At 70.6% G+C, this 19384-nt stretch carries 17 protein-coding genes; 4 read left to right on the forward strand and 13 right to left on the reverse strand.

Going from position 1 to position 19384, the window contains the following annotated elements:
* Positions 1 to 160: 160 nt before the first annotated feature.
* Positions 161 to 790 carry a dioxygenase gene (locus AB0395_RS20220; RefSeq protein ID WP_366282582.1) on the reverse strand — a complete coding sequence of 210 codons (630 nt, stop codon included), beginning with the start codon at positions 788 to 790 and terminating at the stop codon, positions 161 to 163.
* 218 nt (positions 791 to 1008) lie between these two features.
* Here AB0395_RS20220 and AB0395_RS20225 point away from each other — a divergent pair, with 218 nt between their 5' ends.
* A complete protein-coding gene (locus AB0395_RS20225) occupies positions 1009 to 2004 on the forward strand; it encodes a helix-turn-helix domain-containing protein (RefSeq protein ID WP_366282584.1) in 996 nt (331 codons plus the stop codon).
* 437 nt (positions 2005 to 2441) lie between these two features.
* Here the strand turns inward: AB0395_RS20225 and AB0395_RS20230 are convergent, their stop codons facing one another.
* Genes AB0395_RS20230 through AB0395_RS20240 form a run of 3 tightly spaced genes read right to left on the reverse strand, consistent with a single transcriptional unit; the run spans position 2442 to position 4207 of the window.
* Positions 2442 to 3527: a Zn-dependent alcohol dehydrogenase gene (locus AB0395_RS20230; protein WP_366282585.1), complete on the reverse strand. Its 1086-nt coding sequence runs from the start codon at positions 3525 to 3527 to the stop codon at positions 2442 to 2444.
* Positions 3528 to 3538: 11 nt separating this feature from the next.
* Positions 3539 to 3733 carry a ferredoxin gene (locus tag AB0395_RS20235; protein ID WP_366282586.1) on the reverse strand — a complete coding sequence of 65 codons (195 nt, stop codon included), beginning with the start codon at positions 3731 to 3733 and terminating at the stop codon, positions 3539 to 3541.
* Between the two features lie 9 nt (positions 3734 to 3742).
* Positions 3743 to 4207, reverse strand: coding sequence for a pyridoxamine 5'-phosphate oxidase family protein (locus AB0395_RS20240; protein WP_366282587.1), 465 nt, complete (start codon positions 4205 to 4207; stop codon positions 3743 to 3745).
* Positions 4208 to 4284: 77 nt separating this feature from the next.
* Between AB0395_RS20240 and AB0395_RS20245 the strand changes: the two genes are divergently transcribed.
* Positions 4285 to 4932, forward strand: a complete 648-nt coding sequence (locus AB0395_RS20245) for a class I SAM-dependent methyltransferase (protein ID WP_366282589.1) — start codon at positions 4285 to 4287, stop codon at positions 4930 to 4932.
* Here AB0395_RS20245 and AB0395_RS20250 read toward each other — a convergent pair.
* From AB0395_RS20250 to AB0395_RS20275, 6 genes are all read right to left on the reverse strand, one after another.
* Entirely contained in the window at positions 4839 to 5951 is a 1113-nt protein-coding gene (locus AB0395_RS20250) for an enediyne biosynthesis protein UnbU (RefSeq protein WP_366282591.1), read from the reverse strand. The two genes, AB0395_RS20245 and AB0395_RS20250, sit on opposite strands and share 94 nt — an antisense overlap.
* Positions 5948 to 8110, reverse strand: a complete 2163-nt coding sequence (locus AB0395_RS20255; RefSeq protein ID WP_366282593.1) for a CRTAC1 family protein — start codon at positions 8108 to 8110, stop codon at positions 5948 to 5950. The genes AB0395_RS20250 and AB0395_RS20255 overlap by 4 nt, the downstream gene beginning before the upstream one ends.
* 18 nt (positions 8111 to 8128) lie before the next feature.
* Positions 8129 to 9613, reverse strand: coding sequence for a DUF1702 family protein (locus AB0395_RS20260; protein WP_366282595.1), 1485 nt, complete (start codon positions 9611 to 9613; stop codon positions 8129 to 8131).
* Positions 9614 to 9703: 90 nt separating this feature from the next.
* Positions 9704 to 10744 carry a prenyltransferase gene (locus AB0395_RS20265; protein WP_366282596.1) on the reverse strand — a complete coding sequence of 347 codons (1041 nt, stop codon included), beginning with the start codon at positions 10742 to 10744 and terminating at the stop codon, positions 9704 to 9706.
* A gap of 127 nt (positions 10745 to 10871) precedes the next feature.
* Positions 10872 to 11585, reverse strand: coding sequence for a methyltransferase domain-containing protein (locus AB0395_RS20270; RefSeq protein WP_366282598.1), 714 nt, complete (start codon positions 11583 to 11585; stop codon positions 10872 to 10874).
* Positions 11586 to 11655: 70 nt separating this feature from the next.
* Entirely contained in the window at positions 11656 to 12900 is a 1245-nt protein-coding gene (locus AB0395_RS20275) for a glycosyltransferase family 4 protein (RefSeq protein WP_366282601.1), read from the reverse strand.
* Between the two features lie 298 nt (positions 12901 to 13198).
* On the opposite strand from AB0395_RS20275, the gene AB0395_RS20280 reads away from it, so the two are divergent.
* A complete protein-coding gene (locus AB0395_RS20280; RefSeq protein ID WP_366282603.1) occupies positions 13199 to 14227 on the forward strand; it encodes a GDP-mannose 4,6-dehydratase in 1029 nt (342 codons plus the stop codon).
* 134 nt (positions 14228 to 14361) lie between these two features.
* A complete protein-coding gene (locus AB0395_RS20285) occupies positions 14362 to 14682 on the forward strand; it encodes a hypothetical protein (RefSeq protein ID WP_366282605.1) in 321 nt (106 codons plus the stop codon).
* A gap of 85 nt (positions 14683 to 14767) precedes the next feature.
* On the opposite strand, the gene AB0395_RS20290 is transcribed toward AB0395_RS20285, so the two are convergent.
* The 3 genes from AB0395_RS20290 to AB0395_RS20300 form a co-directional block, all read right to left on the reverse strand.
* The gene (locus AB0395_RS20290; RefSeq protein ID WP_366282607.1) at positions 14768 to 15640 is read right to left on the reverse strand and encodes a TraR/DksA C4-type zinc finger protein; all 873 of its coding nucleotides are present in this window, start codon (positions 15638 to 15640) and stop codon (positions 14768 to 14770) included.
* 161 nt (positions 15641 to 15801) lie between these two features.
* A complete protein-coding gene (locus tag AB0395_RS20295) occupies positions 15802 to 16167 on the reverse strand; it encodes a hypothetical protein (protein WP_366282609.1) in 366 nt (121 codons plus the stop codon).
* A 101-nt stretch (positions 16168 to 16268) separates the two neighbouring features.
* Positions 16269 to 19382, reverse strand: a complete 3114-nt coding sequence (locus AB0395_RS20300) for a cytochrome P450 (RefSeq protein WP_366282611.1) — start codon at positions 19380 to 19382, stop codon at positions 16269 to 16271.
* Between the last annotated feature and the right edge of the window lie 2 nt (positions 19383 to 19384).

A 19384-nucleotide genomic window follows, 5' to 3' on the forward strand; every position in this document is an offset into this window, starting at 1 on the left:
CCTCACCGCACAATCGTCCCCACCCCCCCGCTCTCCCGTTCGGGGCCGGGTGGGTGCTGCGGGGGGGCGGCGCCCGGGGCCCCCGCCCCGCCGGGCTACGGGAAAGGCGGAGCGGAGGCCCGGCCGGTCTGAGGGTGCCGTCAGACGGTCAGGCGGCCCGTCAGGGGACGGACAGCACGAAGTCGAACGTGGCGGTGCCGCTCTGCACCTTCATGAGCAGGCGCGGGTCGTAGATCGTGTCCGTCTGGTTGCGCGGCTCGCCGGGGAAGTAGAGCTGCGTGGTCAGGATCGGCCTGTTGGGCGCCTGCGCCTTGACGTGGATGTGGCGGGTCCGGCCCGGGTACAGGCCAGGCACGATCGTGGTCAGGGTGAAGACCCCGTTGGCGTCGGTGAACAGGTGACCGCGGAACCGGAAGCCGGTGTTGTCGTAAGTGCCGACGTTGTCCGCCTGCCAGAAGTCCAGCAGCACCTGCGCCAGCGGCTTGCACGACCGGCTGTAGACGCGGCCGGTCACGGTCAGCTTGGTTCCGGCCGCACCCGTGGGGATGATGTTGCTGCGCAGCGGCGAGTTGGGCTTGAAGTACGGGCCCTCCGTCTGCGAGATGGTCGTGGAGCCGCCGGGGGTGCAGGCCAGCAGCCCGTCGTCTGACTGCAGCGCGGCGGCGGGTCCCGCGACGGCGCCCGCGACCACGGGGGCGGCGATCGCGCCCAGGCCGACCGCCGTCACGAACTGCTTACGGCTGAGGCCGGACTCCAGTTCCTCTTCGGGGGTGCGAGGGAACTCGGTCATCAAGGTTCTCCTTCGGAGATGTGTCCCCGTGCTGGGGGGTGCGCACGGTTCCAGTCGTGTATATCCACTTGGCTGACTTGCAAGGTTGACTCTGAGTGCCAGACTTTTGTCGAGGCGTGCCGGGCATAACGCCATGTTGGATCCGAATGGGATTGCCGCAGAGTGGGAACCGGGGGTGAAGCTAGGGTCATCGCCTCATTAACGCCGAGGAGAGCGTCATGCCCACACTCGTCAGTACGGCCGGCCTCCCCCCCAGGGAGCAGGTCGAGTTCTGGCGTAATGTCGTGTCGGACGCCTTCGGCCCGCTACAGCTGCGGGCCGGGGACACCGGGGGGTTCGCGGGCCGCATCGCGGGTCGCACCCTCGGCCCCGTCCAGGTCAGCGACGTACGCGCCCCCGCGCACGTGGTCAGTCGTGCCGCGCGGCACATCACCACCAGAGGGGGCAGGGAGCACTACAAGTTCTGCCTGCTGTTGCGGGGTTCGGGAGTAATCGAGCAGGCGGGACGTCGTGTCGTCGCGACCGCCGGGGATCTGGTCTTCTACGACCTGACCCGTCCGATGGAGCTGGTTCTCGACGCCCATCACCTGCTCGCCCTCACCGTGCCACGCTCTGCCATACCGCTGCCCGCCGCCCATGTGGCGGATCTGGCGGGCACGTTACTGGCGAGCAGGCAAGGTCCGGGAAGGTTGACCGTCTCCTTCCTGACGGCCCTGGCCGCGGAGGGTGACGCCGTGGACGGGCCGCACGGCCAGTATCTCGGGGAGGCCATCGTCAACATGGTGACCTCGGCCCTGAGCGAGCGCCTCAGTGGCGACTCACCGGTTCCCGGCGCGGGCGCCGAGCTGCTGCAGTGCATCACGGACTGGATCGAGCGCAACCTGCACCGCCCCGATCTGTCGCCCGCCGTCATCGCGCACGCCCACCACGTCTCGGTGCGCCAGCTTCATCGGATCTTCCACTCGGCCGGCATGACCGTGGCCGCCCACGTGCGGACCCGCCGGATGGATCGCTGTCGCCGCGAGCTGTCGACGGCCCACCTGCGCGCCGACCGGGTCAGCTCGATCGCCGCACGCTGGGGTTTCTCGGACGCGGCCTCGTTCAGCCGGGCGTTCCGCCGGATCTACGGCTGCGCGCCCAGCGACTATCGCGCGGCGCTCGCCGACGACGACGTGGTTGACGAGGCCGAGACCCAGCAGCGGAGGCCCGCCTAACGCGTGTTCCCCGGCCGGACGGTGATCGTCGGTCAGCCCACAGGCCAAACCGTGGGACTGGTTGCGACATGGGACGCCGTTCGGCTGGGGACCGGTTGTGGTGTGGGTACCTCAGTGTCTGGACTGGGACCCGCCCCGCCTCATTGCGCTGGGACTGGTTGTGGCTTGGGCGCGTCGGTGTCTGGACTGAGGAGAGAGGGAGCGAAGCGACCGAACGACGAGGGAAGACACCGACACATGGGCGCCCAAGCCCGCGACGCCGAAGGCGTCGCAATCAGCACAGCCCGCGACGCCGTCAGGCGTCGCAATCAACACAGACTCGCATCCACCCGGTGGGGGGCGGATGCGCCGGTACGGCCCGCGTCCGTCGATCGTGGCGTGGAGGCGGGCCGTACCGGGCTGAGTGCTGTCCGCGTGGCCCCGTGGTCGTCGTGGCTTTAGTCGAGGACCACGACCTGGCGCAGGACCTCGCCGCCCCTCAGCGCGGCCACCGCGTCGTTGAGGTCGGAGAGCCCGATGCGGGCACTGATCATGCTTTCCAGGTCGAGCCTGCCCGCCTTGTACAGCTCGGCGAAGAGGGGGAAGTCTCTGCGGACGTCTGCCCCGCCGTACAGCGAGCTGAGGATGTTCTTGCCCTCGAACAGCAGGTTGAAGGCGCTCAACGGGACCATGTCGTCTGTCGCGCCCGCGCCGACCACGATGACGTCGCCGCCGCGGCGGGTCGCCCGCCAGGCCGTCATGGTGGCGGCGGACGTGCCGACGGCCTCGAAGCCGTGGTCGAACCCCTGCCCTCCGGTGAGCGTGCGGACGGCGTCGGCGACCTGGCCGGGCGTGACGGCGTGGGTCGCGCCGACCTTGAGGGCCAGCTCGTGCTTGGACTCGAGGGGGTCGATCGCCAGGATCGTGGTCGCGCCCGAGAGCCGGGCGCCCTGGACCACGGACAGGCCGACGCCACCGCAGCCGACCACCGCGACGGTCGAGCCCGGCCTGACGCGGGCGGTGTTGAGCACCGCGCCGACGCCGGTCGTGACGCCGCAGCCGATCAGCGCCGCCGCCTCGAAGGGTACCTCGGGGTCAACCTTGATCGCGCCCTGCCAGGGCACGACGATCTCCTCCGCCCAGGTGCCGCATCCGGCCATGCCGAACGCCGGGGTTTCGCCGTCGTAGCGGAAGCGGGCGTTGACGAAGCTGTCCATCATGTACGTCATGCACAGGAACGGCTGACCGGCCAGGCAGTTCGGGCAGCTGTCGCAGGCCGGGGTCCAGCTGATGATCACGTGGTCGCCCGGCTTGACCGTGGTCACGTGGTCGCCGACCTCGACGACCTCGCCTGAGCCCTCGTGACCGGGGATGATCGGAAGCGGCATGGGCAGCACGCCGTTGATCACCGAGAGGTCGGAATGGCAGACTCCGGTCGCCCTGATCTTGACGCGGACGTCCGCGGGACCCATCGGAGCGAGGGTGAAGTCGTCGCGGATGTCGAGCCGGTCGTCACCGACGGCGTGCAGAAGCGCGCCACGCATGAGGGTCCCTCCTAGTTCTCCTCAAGGGAGAGAGCGGCTTTCGGGCAGGACCGCACGGCGTGCCGGACGCGGTCCAGCATCTCCGGCGGCGGCTCGGGCATCAGCACGTGCAGTTGGTCGTCGTCGTCGAGTTCGAAGACCTCGGGAGCGAGCCCGGTGCAGACCGCGTTGGCCTCGCACACCAGGTAGTCGACTTTGACCTTCATGTGAGCCTCCTAAACGGGGGTCGCGAGCTTGCGGTGGTCCCAGGAGATCACTCGGGTCGGTTCGATCACGTAGGCGACCCGCTTGCGGCCCGTGTAGGCGACATACTCTGCCAGAAGCCCCTCCTCGTCCGGCATCCCGGCCATCCGCCGGGCGACGTTCATCCCGACCTCCAGGACGCCCTCCGAGTCGTCGATCAGCTTCGCGACGCCGTACACCAGGACCCCGCGCAGGTCGGAGTACTCGTCTCCGGCCTCGATCAGGCAGCTCACCCGGGAGTCCCGCTGGATGTTGAGTGTCTTCTGGGCCTTGCCGTAGGTCCAGAACGAAATCTTCCCCTCGGTCAATCCGTAGAACATGGTCACCATATGCGGTGTTCCATCCGGGTTGATGGTGCCGAGCTGGAGTTTCCGTGACTCGCCGATGAAAGCGGTGATCTCGTCGCCGGACATGGAGATACGGGCACGCTGGTTCACGGTGAAAAGTAGAACACGTTGCACTGGGGCGGGCAAGGGGCGTTCGGAATATTGTTCGGTCCGGGTAGCCTGCTCCGATGAGCAACGCGACCATGCCCGCCGACCTGCTGCACGCCGCGAAGCGGGCCAAGGGTTTCATGCCTCACGCCGAGGGGCTCGTCCTCTTCGAGACGGCCGTCGAGTACGGCCCGCGAGGTCCGATCTGCGAGATCGGCACCTACTGCGGGAAGTCCGCCGTCTACCTCGGCGCGGGAGCCAGGCAGGCCGGTTCCGTCGTCCTCACCGTCGACCACCACCGAGGCTCGGAGGAGATCCAGCCGGGCTGGGCGTACCACGACCCCACGCTGATGGATCCCCGCTTCGGCAAGATGGACTCGCTGCCGACCTTCCGGCACACGATCGCGGCCGCGGGCCTCGAGGAGGAGGTCATCGCGATCGTCGGTCGCTCGGAACGGGTCGCGGAGCTCTGGAACACCCCGCTGGCGATGCTCTTCATCGACGGCGGCCACTCGCAGGACCCGGTGACCAGGGACTACGAGGGATGGGCGCCGCACGTCGTCCAGGGCGGCGCGCTGGTCTTCCACGACGTCTACCCCGACCCGGCCGAGGGGGGGCAGGCGCCCTACCACGTCTATTTGCGGGTGCTCGCCTCGGGAGCGTTCAAGGAGGTCAGGCAGGAGGGATCCCTCCGGGTCCTGGAGCGGGTCGGCCCCGGCATCGGCTGACCGGCCGCCCCGGACGGCCCGGCCGCCCCGGACGGCCCGGACGGCCCGGACGGTCCGGTTCCGGCGCGGGGGCGTACGCGGGCGGAAACGGCCAGGAACGCGCCCCGGCCCGCGCAGACGACCAGGAGCGAGAGCGGTAGTCCTGGGGCGACAGGCAGTCCGTAGACCGCCGCCGCGGCCAGGCCGAACGCGACCTGGTTCCGCGCTCCTGGCGGGGTCGTGCCCGCGTCGGCCAGCACGTAGCAGGTGTGCAGGACGAAGGCGGCGCCGGTCATCGGCAGCAGGGCGCAGCTGACCGGGACGTCGCCAAGCGCGCCCCTGACGAGCCCCTGCAGGGCGAACCCGCCCGTCCAGGCCAGCACCAGCGGCAGCCGCCCGGCCGGTCTCACGTACGCCGTGCCCAGCGCCAGGACGGCCAGCGGCACGAGCGCGTCGAACGGCCCGGAGACCCACGCGGTGAACTGGTACGGCGGCGCCGCGCCGACCCCGGGGAACAGCAGCGGGACGACGGTGACACCGAGAGCCACCGGGTTCAGGAAGGGCACGCCCTGCCCCTCCCGCGGCCCCGGGCGCGCCAGGCCGAGCCCGTCACTCGCGCCCGGCCGCGACCTGCCGGGAGACCTGACCCGCAGGGCGTACCTGCCGCCGACCCCGATCAGGACGGCCAGCGCGACCGGCGCCAGGTGGGCGTCGCCGTACAGCAGCATCGCGCAGAGCAGGCCCTCGACGTACGACGGCAGGAGGAAGTCGACGATCCCGCCTGGCCGGGTGCCCCGGTATCCGGGGGTCCTGCCGAGGGCCAGCGCCTCCACGGTCTCCAGCACCAGCTCGGCGGTCACACCGGTGAGCACGCCCACGACCGGGGCCAGGTAGGCCTGCTCGAAGCCGAGCAGGCAGTGCCCGACGACGGTGATCCCGGTCACCGAGGCCGCCAGCCGGCGCAGCGTTGTGTCGCGCCTGTGCGGGACGGAGGTCGCGCGGCGGCGCGGCGCCGTGTCGCGTCCGTGCGGGACGGTCACGACCGCTTCATCTCCGAGGCGCCCCGCTCGGTCAGCAGGAGGTGGTGCCAGCCGGGATCCAGGGACGTCGACGCGGTGCGCGGGACGCCACAGGCGTCGCGCCAGGACAGCTCGACAGGCAGGGAACCGCCCCCGGCACCGCCCGCGACGACGCCCCCCGCCATGCTGTCTCCCACGCCGCCCACTGTGCTGCCCACCGCGCCGCCTGCTGTGCCGCCTGCTGTGCCGTCTTCGGCGTCGCCGAGGCCGAACAGCAGCTCGGGAGCGGAGACGCCGTTGTGCCCGCCCGCCGGGTAGAGCTGCCGCGCGAGCGTGCCCCCGCCAGGCAGGCGCAGCCTGGCCGTTGCTCCGATCGCGGGACGCGTCATGCCGCCCGCCGTGGCGCCGCCCGGCCCCGTGCCGGTCGCCTTCGTGCCGCCTGTCATGATGCCGCCCGTCGTAGCGCAGGGGCCGGCGGGCAGGCGCAGCCGCAGCCCGACGAAGGGGGCGGTGACGCCGTGGTTGCGGTACAGCGTGGACGCGGCCCACTGGTTGGCGACCGCGAAGTCGAGGCGTCCGTCGTCGTCCACGTCGCCGACGGCGAGGGCCCGGCCGACCGTTTCACCGCCGACCCCGGCCGGTGCCGCCACGTCCGTGTAGCGGCCGTCCGCGCCCCTGGTGAGGAAGGTGTTCGCGTCGTGGCCCGACAGCTCGTCACCCGCCCTGAGGGCAGGCCACAGCGCCGGGTCGGAGACGGCCAGGTCGTTGGACATCGCCGCCTCCCGCAGGCGTGCCGACCTGTCGGCCTCGCCCAGGACGAACCCGGTCGCGTACACGATCTCGTCGCTGCCGTCGTTGTCGAAGTCTGCGGCCTTGACGTCCCACGACCAGCCGGTACGGCTCAGCCCCAGCTCCTCCGCGCGGTCCTCGTACGGCGCCTCGCCCTCGTGGAGGCGGTCGTGAACCTCGCCGGACTCCGAGACGAAGGCGAAGTTGCTCTCGTGCGGTCCGTAGTCCTTCGCGGTGTTCCCGACCAGGATGTCCTGTACGCCGTCCGCGTTGAGGTCGGTGAAGCCGACCCCCCTGCTCCCGAAGGAGTCCTCACCGAGGACGGCCGACCTGGGTGTGGTCAGGTGCCGGGTGCCCGACGCCCGGTGGAACCGGATCTCGCCGGGTGCGGACTCGTTGACCAGCAGCAGGTCGGGGCCGAAGTCGTTGGCCACGTACAGTTCGGGCAGCCCGTCGCCGTCCAGGTCCTGGGCGCCGAGCGCGAGCGTCCAGCCCGTGCCCCCGACCTCGTCGAACGCCCCTCGCGCCTCGCCGAACACGCCGAGTCCTCTCCCGAGGTACAGCCGGTCCCGGCCTCCGTCACGGGCGTTCGACAGGGAACCCGGCATGATCGCGTCGCCGTGGCGGCCGGTCCTGTCCAGCACCCCGACCCCGTCGGGGAAGTAGTTGCCGAAGACCAGGTCGAGGCGCCCGTCGCCGTCGAAGTCACCGGCCGTCGCGGCACCGGTGTTCCAGATCTCCCGCTCCGGGGTCAGGTCACGCCGGCGGAAGGCCGCGCTCGACGGCCGCGTCCCGGGGATACGCATGAACAGGCAGGGGGAGCGGCCCCAGTAGTAGACGACCAGGTCCTGCAGGCCGTCCTGGTCGAGGTCGGCGGGCAGGCACCCCGTCGGGGCCTCGTACGGCCTGCGCTCCGGCGCGGCCAGTGTGAACGGCCGGTAGCCCCCGTGTGTGCCGGGCGCGGGCTCGACGGTCACCGTGTCGCGGCGCGGGTCGACCAGGCAGACGTCGTCGGAGACGATCTCGTCGTCGACGTCGAACAATGCGACTCCCGCGCCCGTTGACGAGACCCAGGCCCTGAGGTTCTCGTAGCCGGGGGCGACAGGGCGCACCCGGCGGTCGCCGGGCCTGCCGGGAGGACCGAGCGGCTCGGCGACGAAGGAGAAGCCGGGAAGCGTCCCCGGTGCCCTTGCGCCACCGGTGGCGCCGCCCGACGCCCCCGCCGTACCGCTCGCCGGGTCACCTTCCCTGCCGGCCGCTCTGCCGGTCGCCCCGCCGCCCGGCGCCTCAGGCCCGCCGCCCGTCGCCCCGGTCAGCGCCCATCCTGCGGTGACGGCGGCCAGGGCCAGAGCTCCCGCCGCGCACCTGCGAATCCCCGATGTGGATCTCAACGCTCTCCCGATGCCCGGTCATGAATCGCGGTTGCGTCTCGCCCATGCCTTCCTGACCCCGGCTCGCCACGCCTGGTACTGGTCGCCGCTGTGCGCGTTGTGCCCCAGGGCGACGAACGCCGTTTCCGTCCAGTGCCCGGCCTCCTCGACGTCCACCTCGCACAGCGCGGAGACGGCGGTCGCCGTGTGCTCCGGCACGGTCCCCGAGATCAGGCGGACGGCACCGGCGAAGGCGGCGCCCTGCACGAGGTGGGCGCGGAAGCCGTCCTCGGCCGCCGCCGTGTTCAGCCGTTCCAGCTCCCGGGCGTCCGCACCGCCGACGTACGCGGCGGCCAGGCCGACCCCACTCCACAGGTCGGCGCGGCGCCCCGCGGGAAACTCGGCGACGCGCAGGATGACGTCGTCGACGCCCGCGCATTCGTGGAACCAGAGCGCTCGGCCGACCCCCTGATCGAAGATCGCCCGCCGGGTCCGGTCGAGCAGCCCGGCCGTGCGCTGCCGCCCGACCGTCCGGTCGGCCGCGAAGAAGCCCTGGTGAAAGCCGAAACCGTCGAAGGCCAGCCAGCGCAGCAGGGGATGAACGGAACGGATGCCCCACATCGGGCGCATCCGCAGCCGGGCGTACGCCCAGCCCGTGCCCAGGTGGATCAGGTGCGGGTGGCGCATGCCCTGCCCGCTGAGCAGGTTCTTGAGCCGCCTGCCACCGGTGATCGTGAGCACGTCGAGGGTCGCGCAGGCCATGCCCGCGCCCTCGTAGGCGAAGCCGCGCAGCTCCTCGCGCAGGTCGTCGATCCGCTCCGCCTCGCCCGCGACCACCGCGTTGTAGCCCGCCAGGCACGCCTGTCCCGCGGCCTCCAGGTGCGGGCGGGCCTGTCCGAGCCGGAAACGCCGCACTCCGAACCCGGCCTGGCCGAGGTCCTGCCACAGCAGCCCGGCCAGGCCACGCGGCCTGGCCGGCGTCAGCTCCGAGGGTGAGCGGATGAGGCCCGCGCTGCCGGGGTCCTCCTCCCCGGGCTTTCCCGAACCCTTCTCCCGGACCTCGCCGGGGGCGTTTCCCGGGGTCTCGGCGGCGTCCGGGACGACCTCCCTCCGGCCGGCCTCCGGCCTGTCCCCCTCGGGGCGGCCCGCCTCCCTCTGGCCTGTCTCCGGCCCGTTCCCCTCGGGGCGGCCCGACTCTCCCGGGTCCGCCTCTTTCCGGCCTGTCTCCGGCCCGTTCCCCGCTGAGTTCGCCTCTCCCGGATCCGCCTCAGGACGGTTCTCGTGGGGCTCCGGCCGGCTCTCTCCGGACGGTCGCCCGTCCCGCCCGTTGACCGGGAGGCTCGGCCGCGGCCGTACCTCAGGCACGAAGACCTCAGGCGCCGGGATCTCGGGCGCCGTGGCCGTCTCGGCCCCGGCCGCGCGGGGGACGTCGGTCGTGCCGGGAGTGAGGGCCTTCACCGCGACGGCCGCAACCTCGGGCTCATCGCTTCGAGTAATCTCTCCGTTGCCCTCCGCATCGCTCACGGGCTCGAACGTAGTGAGCCGTCAGCGAGCCTTCAAGCACCGCCTCGGGTTCCCGGCGAAGAAACCGGGGGAACCTTCGACGCCGGGCCGTCAGGCCAGCGAACCGGCGTGACTGCAGCCGCAGGCGGCCGTCGGACGGTCGGTGACGTACCCGCCGGCATCCCTGAAGATCCCGGAGCCGGGGGTGTGACCGTACAGCGCGTCGGCGGCGAGCACCACGGCCGCAGCGGTGTAGGCGGAGCGCTCGTGCGGGAAGCACTTCTCGTTCACGAACTGCCACCCCGTCCAGTAGGAGCCGTCCTCGTGCCTGAGGTGCTGCATGTCCGCGAAGAGCCTCAGTGCCCTCTCCCGGTCGCCGACGGCGTCCAGGGTGAGCACCAGCTCGCACGACTCGGCACCGGTCACCCAGGGCTGGTCGGACACGCAGCGGATGCCGAGGCCCGGTTCGACGAACGTGTCCCATTCGCCCGCCAGCCGTACTCTCGCGGCAGGGCCGCGCACCGCGCCGCCGAGGATCGGGTAGTACCAGTCCATCGAGAAGCGGCTCTTGTCGGCGAACGCCTCGGGGTGCGCGGCGAGCACGTGGCCGAGCTGGTCGGCGGCGAGTTCCCAGTCGGGCTGCGGGTCGCCGAGGCGCTCGGCGAGCAGCACGCCGCTGCGCAGTCCCTGGTGGATGGAGGCGCAGCCGGTCAGCAGGGCGTACTCGGCGGCTTGGCCGTCCGCGGCGCGTTCCCAGACGATCTCTCCCCTGGTGGTCTGCAGCCCGACCACGAAGTCCAGCGCGGACCTGACGACCGGCCACATCTCGCGGGCGAAGCCGACGTCCCCGGTGACCAGCAGCTCGTGCCAGACCCCGACCGCCACGTACGCGGCGTGGTTCGACTCGCCGTTGTGCTCCGAGGCGCGGCCGCCGACCAGCTTCATCGGCCACGAGCCGTCGGCCCGCTGGGTGCGGACCAGCCAGTCGTAACCCCTGCGGGCCGGTCCGGTGAGCCCCGCGACGCTCATGGCCATCAGGCACTCGACGTGGTTCCACGCGTCCACGTGCCCCTCGGGCCACGGGACGCCGCCGTCGGCCTCCTGTACGGCCGCGATGCTCAGGGCGGTCTGGACGACCTGCTCCCACCTCACCGGTCGCTCACCGCTCCTCGTCCGCCACAAGGCATGTCCGGTTTCCGCTTACCCCGCGCACCACGCCGGAGGACCGATGCCCGGAGCCCGGCCCCGCGTGTCTGGCACGGGGCAGAGCCCGCGTGGATCACGCAGGTTTCCGCATGTAGAGAACCACGCTCTTGCCGATGAGCGGGTTCAGCAGCGTCTCGGCGATCCGGGTGACGGCGGGGCGCTTCATGATGTCCCACACCAGCAGCTCGTGGTACGCCTTGGCCAGCGGATGGTCGTCGTTGCCGACGCCGACCGCGCACTTGATCCACCAGTACGGCGCGTGCAGACCGTGGGCGTGGTGGTGTGAGCCGATCTCCATGCCGACGGACTTCAGCTTCGCGCTCAGCTCGGCCAGCGTGTAGATGCGCACGTGCCCGCCGGGAGCGGTGTGGTAGTCCTCGTCCAGCGCCCAGCAGATCCGCTCCGGCAGGAAGCTCGGCACCGTGACCGCCGCGCGGCCACCGGGCTTGAGCACCCGGAAGATCTCCCGCATCGCGGCCATGTCGTCGGGGATGTGCTCAAGCACCTCGGCCGCTATCACCCGGTCGAAGCTCGCGTCCTCGAACGGCATCTTCAGCGCGTCGCCGGTCACGGTCTCGCCCGTGGCGCCGGGCGGGACCTCGCCCGCCTGCTCCATCGCGGAGAACATGTTCGCCACGCCCTCGAGCTCCTCGGCGTCCATGTCGAAGGCCACCACGTCCGCGCCCCTGCGCAGCACCTCGAAGGCGTGCCGCCCGCCGCCGCAGCCCAGGTCGAGGACTCGGGTTCCGGGCCCGACGGGCAGTCGGTCGAAGTCGACAGTCAGCACTCGCCGCTCCTTCTGGTCCTTCTAGAGTGATCGGTCAATTGGTGCCGTCCGGTCCTCGTGAGAGGGGTGCTCACCTGCCGCCGCGCGCCGCGATGGCCTCACGGTAGGCCTCAACGGTCCGCTGGGCGACGACGTGCCAGGTGTAGCGCTCCATGACCCGGTCGTAGCCCTTCTTGCCGACGGCGGCCCGCTCCTCGGGGGAGTCGTGCAGGCGCCGCAGGACGGAGGCCAGCTCCTCGGGGTCGCCGGGGGCGACCTGGATGGCCGCGTCGCCGACGACCTCGGGCAGCGCCCCCGTCCTGGAGGCGACGAGCGGGGTGCCGCAGGCCATGTGCTCGACGGCGGGCAACGAGAAGCCCTCGTAGAGGGAGGGCACGACCGAGATCTCCGAGGTGGCGATCAGCTCGCCCAGCTCGGTGTCCGAGATGCCGTGCACGAATTTCACCCGGTCGTGCAGGGACAGCTCGGAGACCAGCTTCTCCGTCGGGCCGCCCGGGGTCGGCCTGCTGACCACGGTCAGGTTCACGTCGCGCTCCGTGGCGAGCTTGGCGACCGCCCGCAGCAGCGTCGCGACGCCCTTCATCGGGGAGTCCGCGCTGGCGACCGCGACGATCGAGCCTGGCCGCTTCGGCATCTCGGGGCGGGGGTGGAAGTAACGGGTGTCCACGCCGAGCGGGATGAGCCGCATGTTGGCCTGGGGCACGTTGAAGTCGCGGTGGATGTCGGCCAGGGAGGACTCGCTGACGGTCAGGATCGGGTTCAGCCTGGGCGCGACCTTGGCCTGCATCCTGACGAAGCCGTACCACCTTCTGAGCGAGAGCTTCTTGCGCAACGGTGCGGCTTTCAGCTCGATCCGCCGGTCGACGCTGATCGGGTGGTGGATGGTGCCGACCACGGGGAACAGCTTCTGGATGTCGAGCAAGCCATAGCCGAGTGTCTGGTTGTCCTGCACCACGTCGAAGTCGCCGACGCGTTTGGCCAGCTCGCGGCGTGCCCGCAGGGTGAAGGTCAGCGGCTCGGGGAACCCGGCGGTCCACATGGTCGCGACCTCGAGCCAGTCGATCCAGTCGCGGTACTCGTGCAGTTTGGGGGTGCGGAAGGGATCCTCGTCGCGGTACAGGTCAAGGCTGGGGACCTTGGTGAGGATGACGCCCTCGTCCAGTTCGGGGTATGGCTGGCCGGAGAAGACCTCGACGCGGTGCCCGAGGGCGACCAGCTCGCGGCTGAGGTGACGCAGGTAGACGCCCTGGCCACCGCAGGTCGGCTTGCTGCGGTAGGACAGCAGCGCGACCCGCAGCGAGTCCGCATCTGGCACGGCAACCCCTTCCTCACCCTGTCCGGAAGGGGACAGGTACCGTGAAAGATGACCTTAGTATTCGGACCTTACCATTCGGTAGGTCTCTTCCACCCGATGTGGAATTGTTCCTAAAATCACTCTTACAGTGCGCGAACTGCGGCGTTAAGCTAACCGAATATCGTTCGGTGAAACATGTTCTAGCGCTGTTGCGGTCGGTGACGTGCCCGTCCCCGGGCGTGGCGGTACATTCGCCGTCACACGGCACTCAGCCGAGCGGAAGTCCCACTTCCCGAGCTTCACGAGCGAGGAGGACGCGTTGGCCAGGCGCGCGCTGATCACCGGTATCACCGGGCAGGACGGTTCCTATCTGGCCGAGTGCCTGCTCGATCGGGGTTACGAGGTCTGGGGGCTCGTCAGGGGGCAGGCCAACCCGCGCGTTTCCCGGGTGCGCAGGCTGCTGCAGGACGTCCATCTCGTCCGTGGCGACCTCCTCGACCAGGGCTCGCTGATCTCCGCGGTGGAGAAGGTCCAGCCGGACGAGGTCTACAACCTGGGCGCCATCTCGTTCGTGCCGATGTCCTGGGAGCAGGCCGAGCTGACCGGAGAGGTCACCGGGATGGGCGTGCTGCGCATGCTTGAGGCCATCCGGGTCTGCTCCGGCATCTCCTCCTCGCGGACGGCCGCGGGCTCGGGCCAGATCAGGTTCTACCAGGCGTCGTCCTCGGAGATGTTCGGCCAGGTCCGCGAGACCCCCCAGACCGAGATCACTCCTTTCCACCCGCGCTCGCCGTACGGCGTCGCCAAGGCCTACGGTCACTTCCTCACCCAGAACTACCGCGAGTCGTACGGGATGTTCGCGGTCTCGGGAATCCTGTTCAACCACGAGTCCCCGCGCAGGGGCGCCGAGTTCGTGACCCGCAAGGTCTCCCTCGGGGTCGCCCGGATCAAGCTCGGCCTGGCGGGCGAGCTCCGCCTGGGCAACATGGAGGCCCGCCGCGACTGGGGCTACGCGGGGGACTACGTCCGCGCGATGCATCTGATGCTCCAGGCTGAGCGGCCCGAGGACTATGTGATCGGCACGGGCCGTACCCACACGGTGCGCGAGCTGGTCGAGGCCGCCTTCGCCGCCGCGGGCCTCGACTGGGAGCGCCACGTGGTCACCGACCAGTCCCTGCACCGCCCCGCCGAGGTCGACCTGCTCTGCGCCGACCCGAAGAAGGCCCGCGCCCAGCTCGGCTGGGAGCCCTCGGTCTCCTTCGAGGAACTCGTCGCGATGATGGTCGAGTCCGACGTCAAGTTGCTCTCCGAGGGCGGGGATCCCGACCAGGACTCCTCCTGGCCCTGAGGCCTTTCTCCCCCGGTGGGAAAGTCTGTCGTACCTCTCCCTGTTTCGTTACCTTCAGTAATGGATATGTAGCTCTAGGTAACAGTGAAGGGTGATGCTCCGCATGCATCCCCTGAATGAGAGGTAGTACAGCCATGACCGAACAGCTGGTACAGATTCCGATCATCGACGACGGCGCATACCACCTGTACTGGTACGGCAAGGACTTCAAGAAGACCCGCGAGGATGCCCGCGCCTTCGCGATGGCTCAGGGGGAGGGGCGCCAGCTGGCCGACATCCCCTCGGAGAAGGTGCGCGACGCCGCCGCCGCTTACCTCGACGGCCCGGTCTGGATCTACTCCTGGAAGGGTGACAACTACAACAACGGCAACGTCGTCCTCCACCCCAACGGGTCGATCGGCGTCGTCGAGAACGCGAACCAGAGGCTTCCGTTCCTGATCAGCTACGTCGACTAGTCGCCCACCCGGTGGGTGGCGTCCCACCTCTTAGAGCCTCGCCCGCTGCCGGGCGAGGCTCTTCGCCCGTTGGTCCGGGGAGAGATCAGCCGTTCTCGTGGCGACGCTGGCATCCCATGCAGAAGCGCGCCAGCGGGCGGGCCTTGAGACGCTCGAACGGAATGCCGGAGCCGCAGCCGTCGCAGCGGCCGTAGGTCAGCTCCGAGATGTCCTTCAGGGCGTTGCGCACGACGGCGGTGCTCCGCTCCGCGGAGACGATGTCAGCGAGCAGGGCGGCCTTCGCCGACACCTCAACGGTGTCGTCGCCGACCGCGGCCTCCAGCTCGGCGAGCTGCCTGCTCCACCGCAGCAGCTGGCCCTCCAGCTCCTCGCGGATGGTGTCGATCTGGATGCTGCTGAGGTGGACGTCGGAGATCATGACGTTCTGGTCCTTTCTGAGGTTCGGGAAAGAGGCGGGAGCCATCCCGGCCGCTTCCGCGGCGGGGCGCCCATGGCGGCCGGTCGTGTCATCGCCCCCTTGGGCGTGGCAGTCGGCGCAGTGCCGGGTGTGCGGGACGCGCCGCAGCCACCCCAGGGCGATGAAGGCCCCGCAGCGCAGGCAGGTGCCGTACACCCCGAAGTCCAGCCGGTCGATCGCCGCCTCGATCTCCGCGACGACCGCTCTGGCGCGCTCGGCCCGCTTCACCGACAGGGAAACCGGCTCGCCGATGGGCATCGGCCCCGGCACACGCTCGTTCTCGTTCCCGGATTCGGTCGTGCTCTTGTTCTCGGCCTTGTTCTCGGCCTTGTTCTCGGCCTTGGTCTCGGCCTTGGTCTCGGTCTCGGTCTCGGTGAGAGAGTCCCGCTCAGCCCGCGCGGCGGCGAGCCGCTCGTGCAGGAGCGCGCGCAGTTCCTCCAGTTGCGCGGTGTGGCGCCGGTAGTCCTCAAGCAGCCTGCTCGTCGATCTGATGTCGCCCATGGGACATCGACTCCTTGGATGACTCACGGCGGCTCTGGCCGGACGCGCGGCCGGCCGCCGGGAAAGCCGGAACCCAGGCGCATGACGGTACGGAGCACCGCGCGGCTGGGAGACCCCGGTCAAGCTCACCGCTCGACGGGGGCGGGGAAAAGGGAAGGAGTCTAGGCGCGCGGCGGACTGCGTGAGGTGACGGCTCGCTGGACGTCACGTCGGGGCGCGGTGGCGGGCCCGGTGGGAAGCCAGGCGGGAGAAAGCAGCGCGGGGGTCGCGACCGCGGCGCCCACCGCCGTGAAAGAGCGGAGCTGCCCCGGCGCGGGCAGATGCTCGGCTCCGCCCGCCAGAAGCCTCGGTGCGGTCGACTGGTGCGCGCCGCCGGCCTCGGGAACCCAGAAGCCGGTGCCCGAATCTGTGGATCTCCACGCGCCGGACCACGAGGAGGGGGCGATCGCGGCCAGAACGACCACGAGAACCAGACCCACCACGGTCGCCGCGGTGGGCCTGGGTGTACCCCACCGCGGTTCCCTCATCACCTTGACCATAGTCCACAGCCCGTGAAAGGGCACTTCATGTCATGGTCGGTGTTTCACCAGGGATGACCGGCATCCCGGGGTGTGTGGCGTTGGCGCGGTCAGGCGAAGACGTCCTGCTGGTAGCGGCCCTCCGCCTCCAGGGCACGCAGCCACTCCTCGCCGTCGCCCCCTGTCCTGTCCCGGTGGATCGTCGCGAGGGCCCGCCGTACGGCAGGCGCCATGCGGAGCCCGTCGCCGCAGACGTAGACGTGGGCGCCCCGTTCGAGCAGCTCCCACACCGTGTCGGCCTCGGCGGCGACCGCCTCCTGGACGAAGCGGAAGGGGTGCCCGGAGAGCGCGGAGAACGCCGTGTGCACCCGGGCGACCCCTGCCTCCTCCCAGTCGCGCACCTCGGACCGGTACAGCCAGTCGTGCTCGGGATGGCGGCAGCCGTAGAAGACCTCGGCCGGGCCGGTCGCCCCGGTCAGGGCCCGCTCCTCGAGGAAGCCGCGCAGCGGGGCGAACCCGGTGCCGGGGCCGATGAGGATCACCGGCGTCGCCGGATCGACGGGGAGGCGGAACGGGGGCGTCGGAACCCTCACGTATCCGTAGAAGACGTCACCCGGTTCAAGACCGGCCAGGTAGGCGGAGCACATGCCCCGATACTCGCCGCCACCTGACCACGAGGGCCCCTCGACCAGGCCGACGGTGATCCTGACCTGCCCCGGTGTGGCCAGTGGCGAGGAGGAGATCGAGTAGTAGCGGGGCCTGATCGGCCCGGCCATCTCCAGGAAGATCGGCAGGGGCAGGGCGATCGCGGGGAAGCGCTCGAGCAGGGTGAGCACGGAGACGCGCTTGGCGAGGATCTCGTCGGCGTAGGAGGCCTCCAGCTCGGCGAGTTGGCTCCTGGTCCACGGGCACTGGGTCTGCTCGGCGAGCACCGCCAGGTCGGAACGCGTCGCCACCTCCTGGAGCTCGGCGAACTCGGTCAGCAGCAGCCCGGCCGTCACCGGGGTCCCGACGGGCAGGTGGGTCGTGCCTCTGGCGCGGAGCCGTACGACCTGGTCGCGGGGGACGCGGAGCCGGCGTAGCGCCCACTCGACCAGGTCGGGAGCGTTCTTGGCGAAGACGGCGAGGTGGTCGCCCGCCGTGTACGTCGTTCCCTCCGGCAGCTCGGCCACGATCGAGCGCACCCCGGGGCGGGGCGCCTCCAGCGAGAAGTCCCACAGCCCCGAGGGGTCGCCGGTCAGCTCCTCGTTGGAGAGCACGGTCAGCGGGACCGCCTGCGGGGAGACGACCGCGGGACGCACGTCGGCCTCGGTGAGGACGTCCATCTCGTAGCGGGGCCCGCTCTCGGCCGCCGCCGTGCCGTACTCCGCGGCCAGTGCCGCCCAGAGTGTGGCGGTCCACGCGGAGACGTCGCCGTCGAAGTCGCCGTCGGCGTCCGCCTCGCCACGCTCGATGAGCGGTACGGCTCCCGCCAGGGTGAGCTTGTCGAAGACGCGCCTGGGGAAGTCCTGGTAGGTGGGCCACTGGGTGTTCCCGCAGCCGAGCAGCGCGAACCGCACCCCGTCCATGGCGGGCAACCCCTCAAGGGCGTCGAAGCGCTGGGCGTTGTCGGGGGCCTTGCCGTTGTAGGTCGAGGTGATCACCACGAGCAGCCCGTCCTTCGGCGGGTCCAGCTCGTCCAGGGTCGTCAGCGTGGTCGCGAACCCGGAGCGTCCCGCGACCTCGGCCAGCCGCTCGGCCACGTCGGCCGCGGTACCGAGGTTGGAGCCGTAGGCGACGGTGAGGCCGACACCGGTGACGGCAACCTCGACCGGCCGCTCCTCCACGACCTCGGCCGTCTCGGTGACGCCCCTCTCGTGGGGCTTGCGCTCCCTGACCCGGACCGTGAAGCCGTCGGGCTTGAGGGTGAGCATCTGCTTGATCTGCATCCGGTACGCGTCCGGGTCGGAGATCGCGAACCGCTGCAGCACGAGGGCCAGGGCCAGCCTGGCCTCGGTCAGCGCGAACTGGCGGCCGATGCACGCCCGCTCGCCGTTGCCGAACGGCTTGTAGGCGCCGGGGTGATGGCCCGTCCTGTTCTCGGGGAGCCAGCGGTCGATGTCGAACTCGTCGGGCCGCTCCCACGCCTTCGGGTGCCGGTGCAGCGGCGGCAGCAGGACGACGGCTGTTTGGCCCTCGCGAACCGGGTAGCCGCCGATCGTGGTGTCCTCGAAGGACTTGACGGAGAATGCCGGGATCGGGGACCAGATCCGCAGCGTCTCCTCCAGGATCCGCGGGATCACGTCCAGCTTCATGATCGTGTCGTAGGTGGGCGCGGTGTCCCCGGGCAGCAGCCGGTCGACCTCGGCGTAGGCCTGGGCGAGCACATGCGGGTTGCGCAGCAGGTTGTACAGGGCGAAGGACAGCAGCCCGCTGGTGGTCTCGTGACCGGCGATAAGGAAGGTCAGGACCTGGTTGCGGATGTTCTCGTCGGAGAGTCGTTCGCCGCTTCGCGGGTCCGAGGCCTGGAGCATCAGCCCGAGCAGGTCTCTGGTGTCGTTCCCGCCCGCGCTCCTGCGCTGCCTGATGACGTCGTCGACCAGGTCCTGCATGACCAGGATGTCGGCCCGGTAGGCCTCCTCCTGCTTTTTCTTGAGCTTGGTCACCAGGGGGAGCTGCCGGTTGCGGTGCATCGCCTCGGTCAGCGTGCGGCCCATCGCCTGCAGGAACGGGTGCAGCTCCGGGGAGTCGAACGAGTTGAACCGGTAGTCGAACCCGGTGAGGGAGATCGTGTCGAGGGTGAGCCTGGTCATGTCGTCGGGCACGTTGACCTCGTCGGAGATCGCCCACTTGGCGACGAGCGCCTCCGCCACCTCCAGCATCTGCGGGAAGTACGCCTTCATGGACCGCTGGCTGAAGGCGGGCATCAGGATGCGGTGCGCGTGTCCCCAGACCGGCTCGTCGTGACGGGCGGTGAACAGCCCGTCGCCGCTGAAGTCGCGGACGATGGACAGCGGCGGGTCGATGCCCTTGTAGAAGCGCGTCTCGTCGCTGAGCTCCGCGACCAGGTCGGGGTCGTAGACGAACAGGACCTTACGGCCGAGCAGATCGAGCTGGTAGACGCCGCTGTCGTGTTGCGCGGCGAGCTTGTCGAAGTACGCGTTCGGCGCGTGCGCCGGTATCTGGAGCGTGTTGCCGAGCAGGGGCAATCCCTGCGGGGCGGGGATGGAACGGGTCACCGACATGG

This window comes from Streptosporangium sp. NPDC051023 (assembly GCF_040689595.1).
GTDB lineage: Bacteria > Actinomycetota > Actinomycetes > Streptosporangiales > Streptosporangiaceae > Streptosporangium.

Excerpts from the sequence above, each read along its gene's own strand:
- AB0395_RS20245 (WP_366282589.1), top strand. The coding sequence starts at position 4,285 with ATGAGCAACGCGACCATGCCCGCCGACCTGCTGCACGCCGCGAAGCGG.
- AB0395_RS20300 (WP_366282611.1), bottom strand. The coding sequence starts at position 19,382 with ATGTCGGTGACCCGTTCCATCCCCGCCCCGCAGGGATTGCCCCTGCTC.
- AB0395_RS20285 (WP_366282605.1), top strand. The coding sequence starts at position 14,362 with ATGACCGAACAGCTGGTACAGATTCCGATCATCGACGACGGCGCATAC.
- AB0395_RS20225 (WP_366282584.1), top strand. The coding sequence starts at position 1,009 with ATGCCCACACTCGTCAGTACGGCCGGCCTCCCCCCCAGGGAGCAGGTC.
- AB0395_RS20220 (WP_366282582.1), bottom strand. The coding sequence starts at position 790 with ATGACCGAGTTCCCTCGCACCCCCGAAGAGGAACTGGAGTCCGGCCTC.
- AB0395_RS20295 (WP_366282609.1), bottom strand. The coding sequence starts at position 16,167 with ATGAGGGAACCGCGGTGGGGTACACCCAGGCCCACCGCGGCGACCGTG.
- AB0395_RS20235 (WP_366282586.1), bottom strand. The coding sequence starts at position 3,733 with ATGAAGGTCAAAGTCGACTACCTGGTGTGCGAGGCCAACGCGGTCTGC.
- AB0395_RS20230 (WP_366282585.1), bottom strand. The coding sequence starts at position 3,527 with ATGCGTGGCGCGCTTCTGCACGCCGTCGGTGACGACCGGCTCGACATC.
- AB0395_RS20290 (WP_366282607.1), bottom strand. The coding sequence starts at position 15,640 with ATGGGCGACATCAGATCGACGAGCAGGCTGCTTGAGGACTACCGGCGC.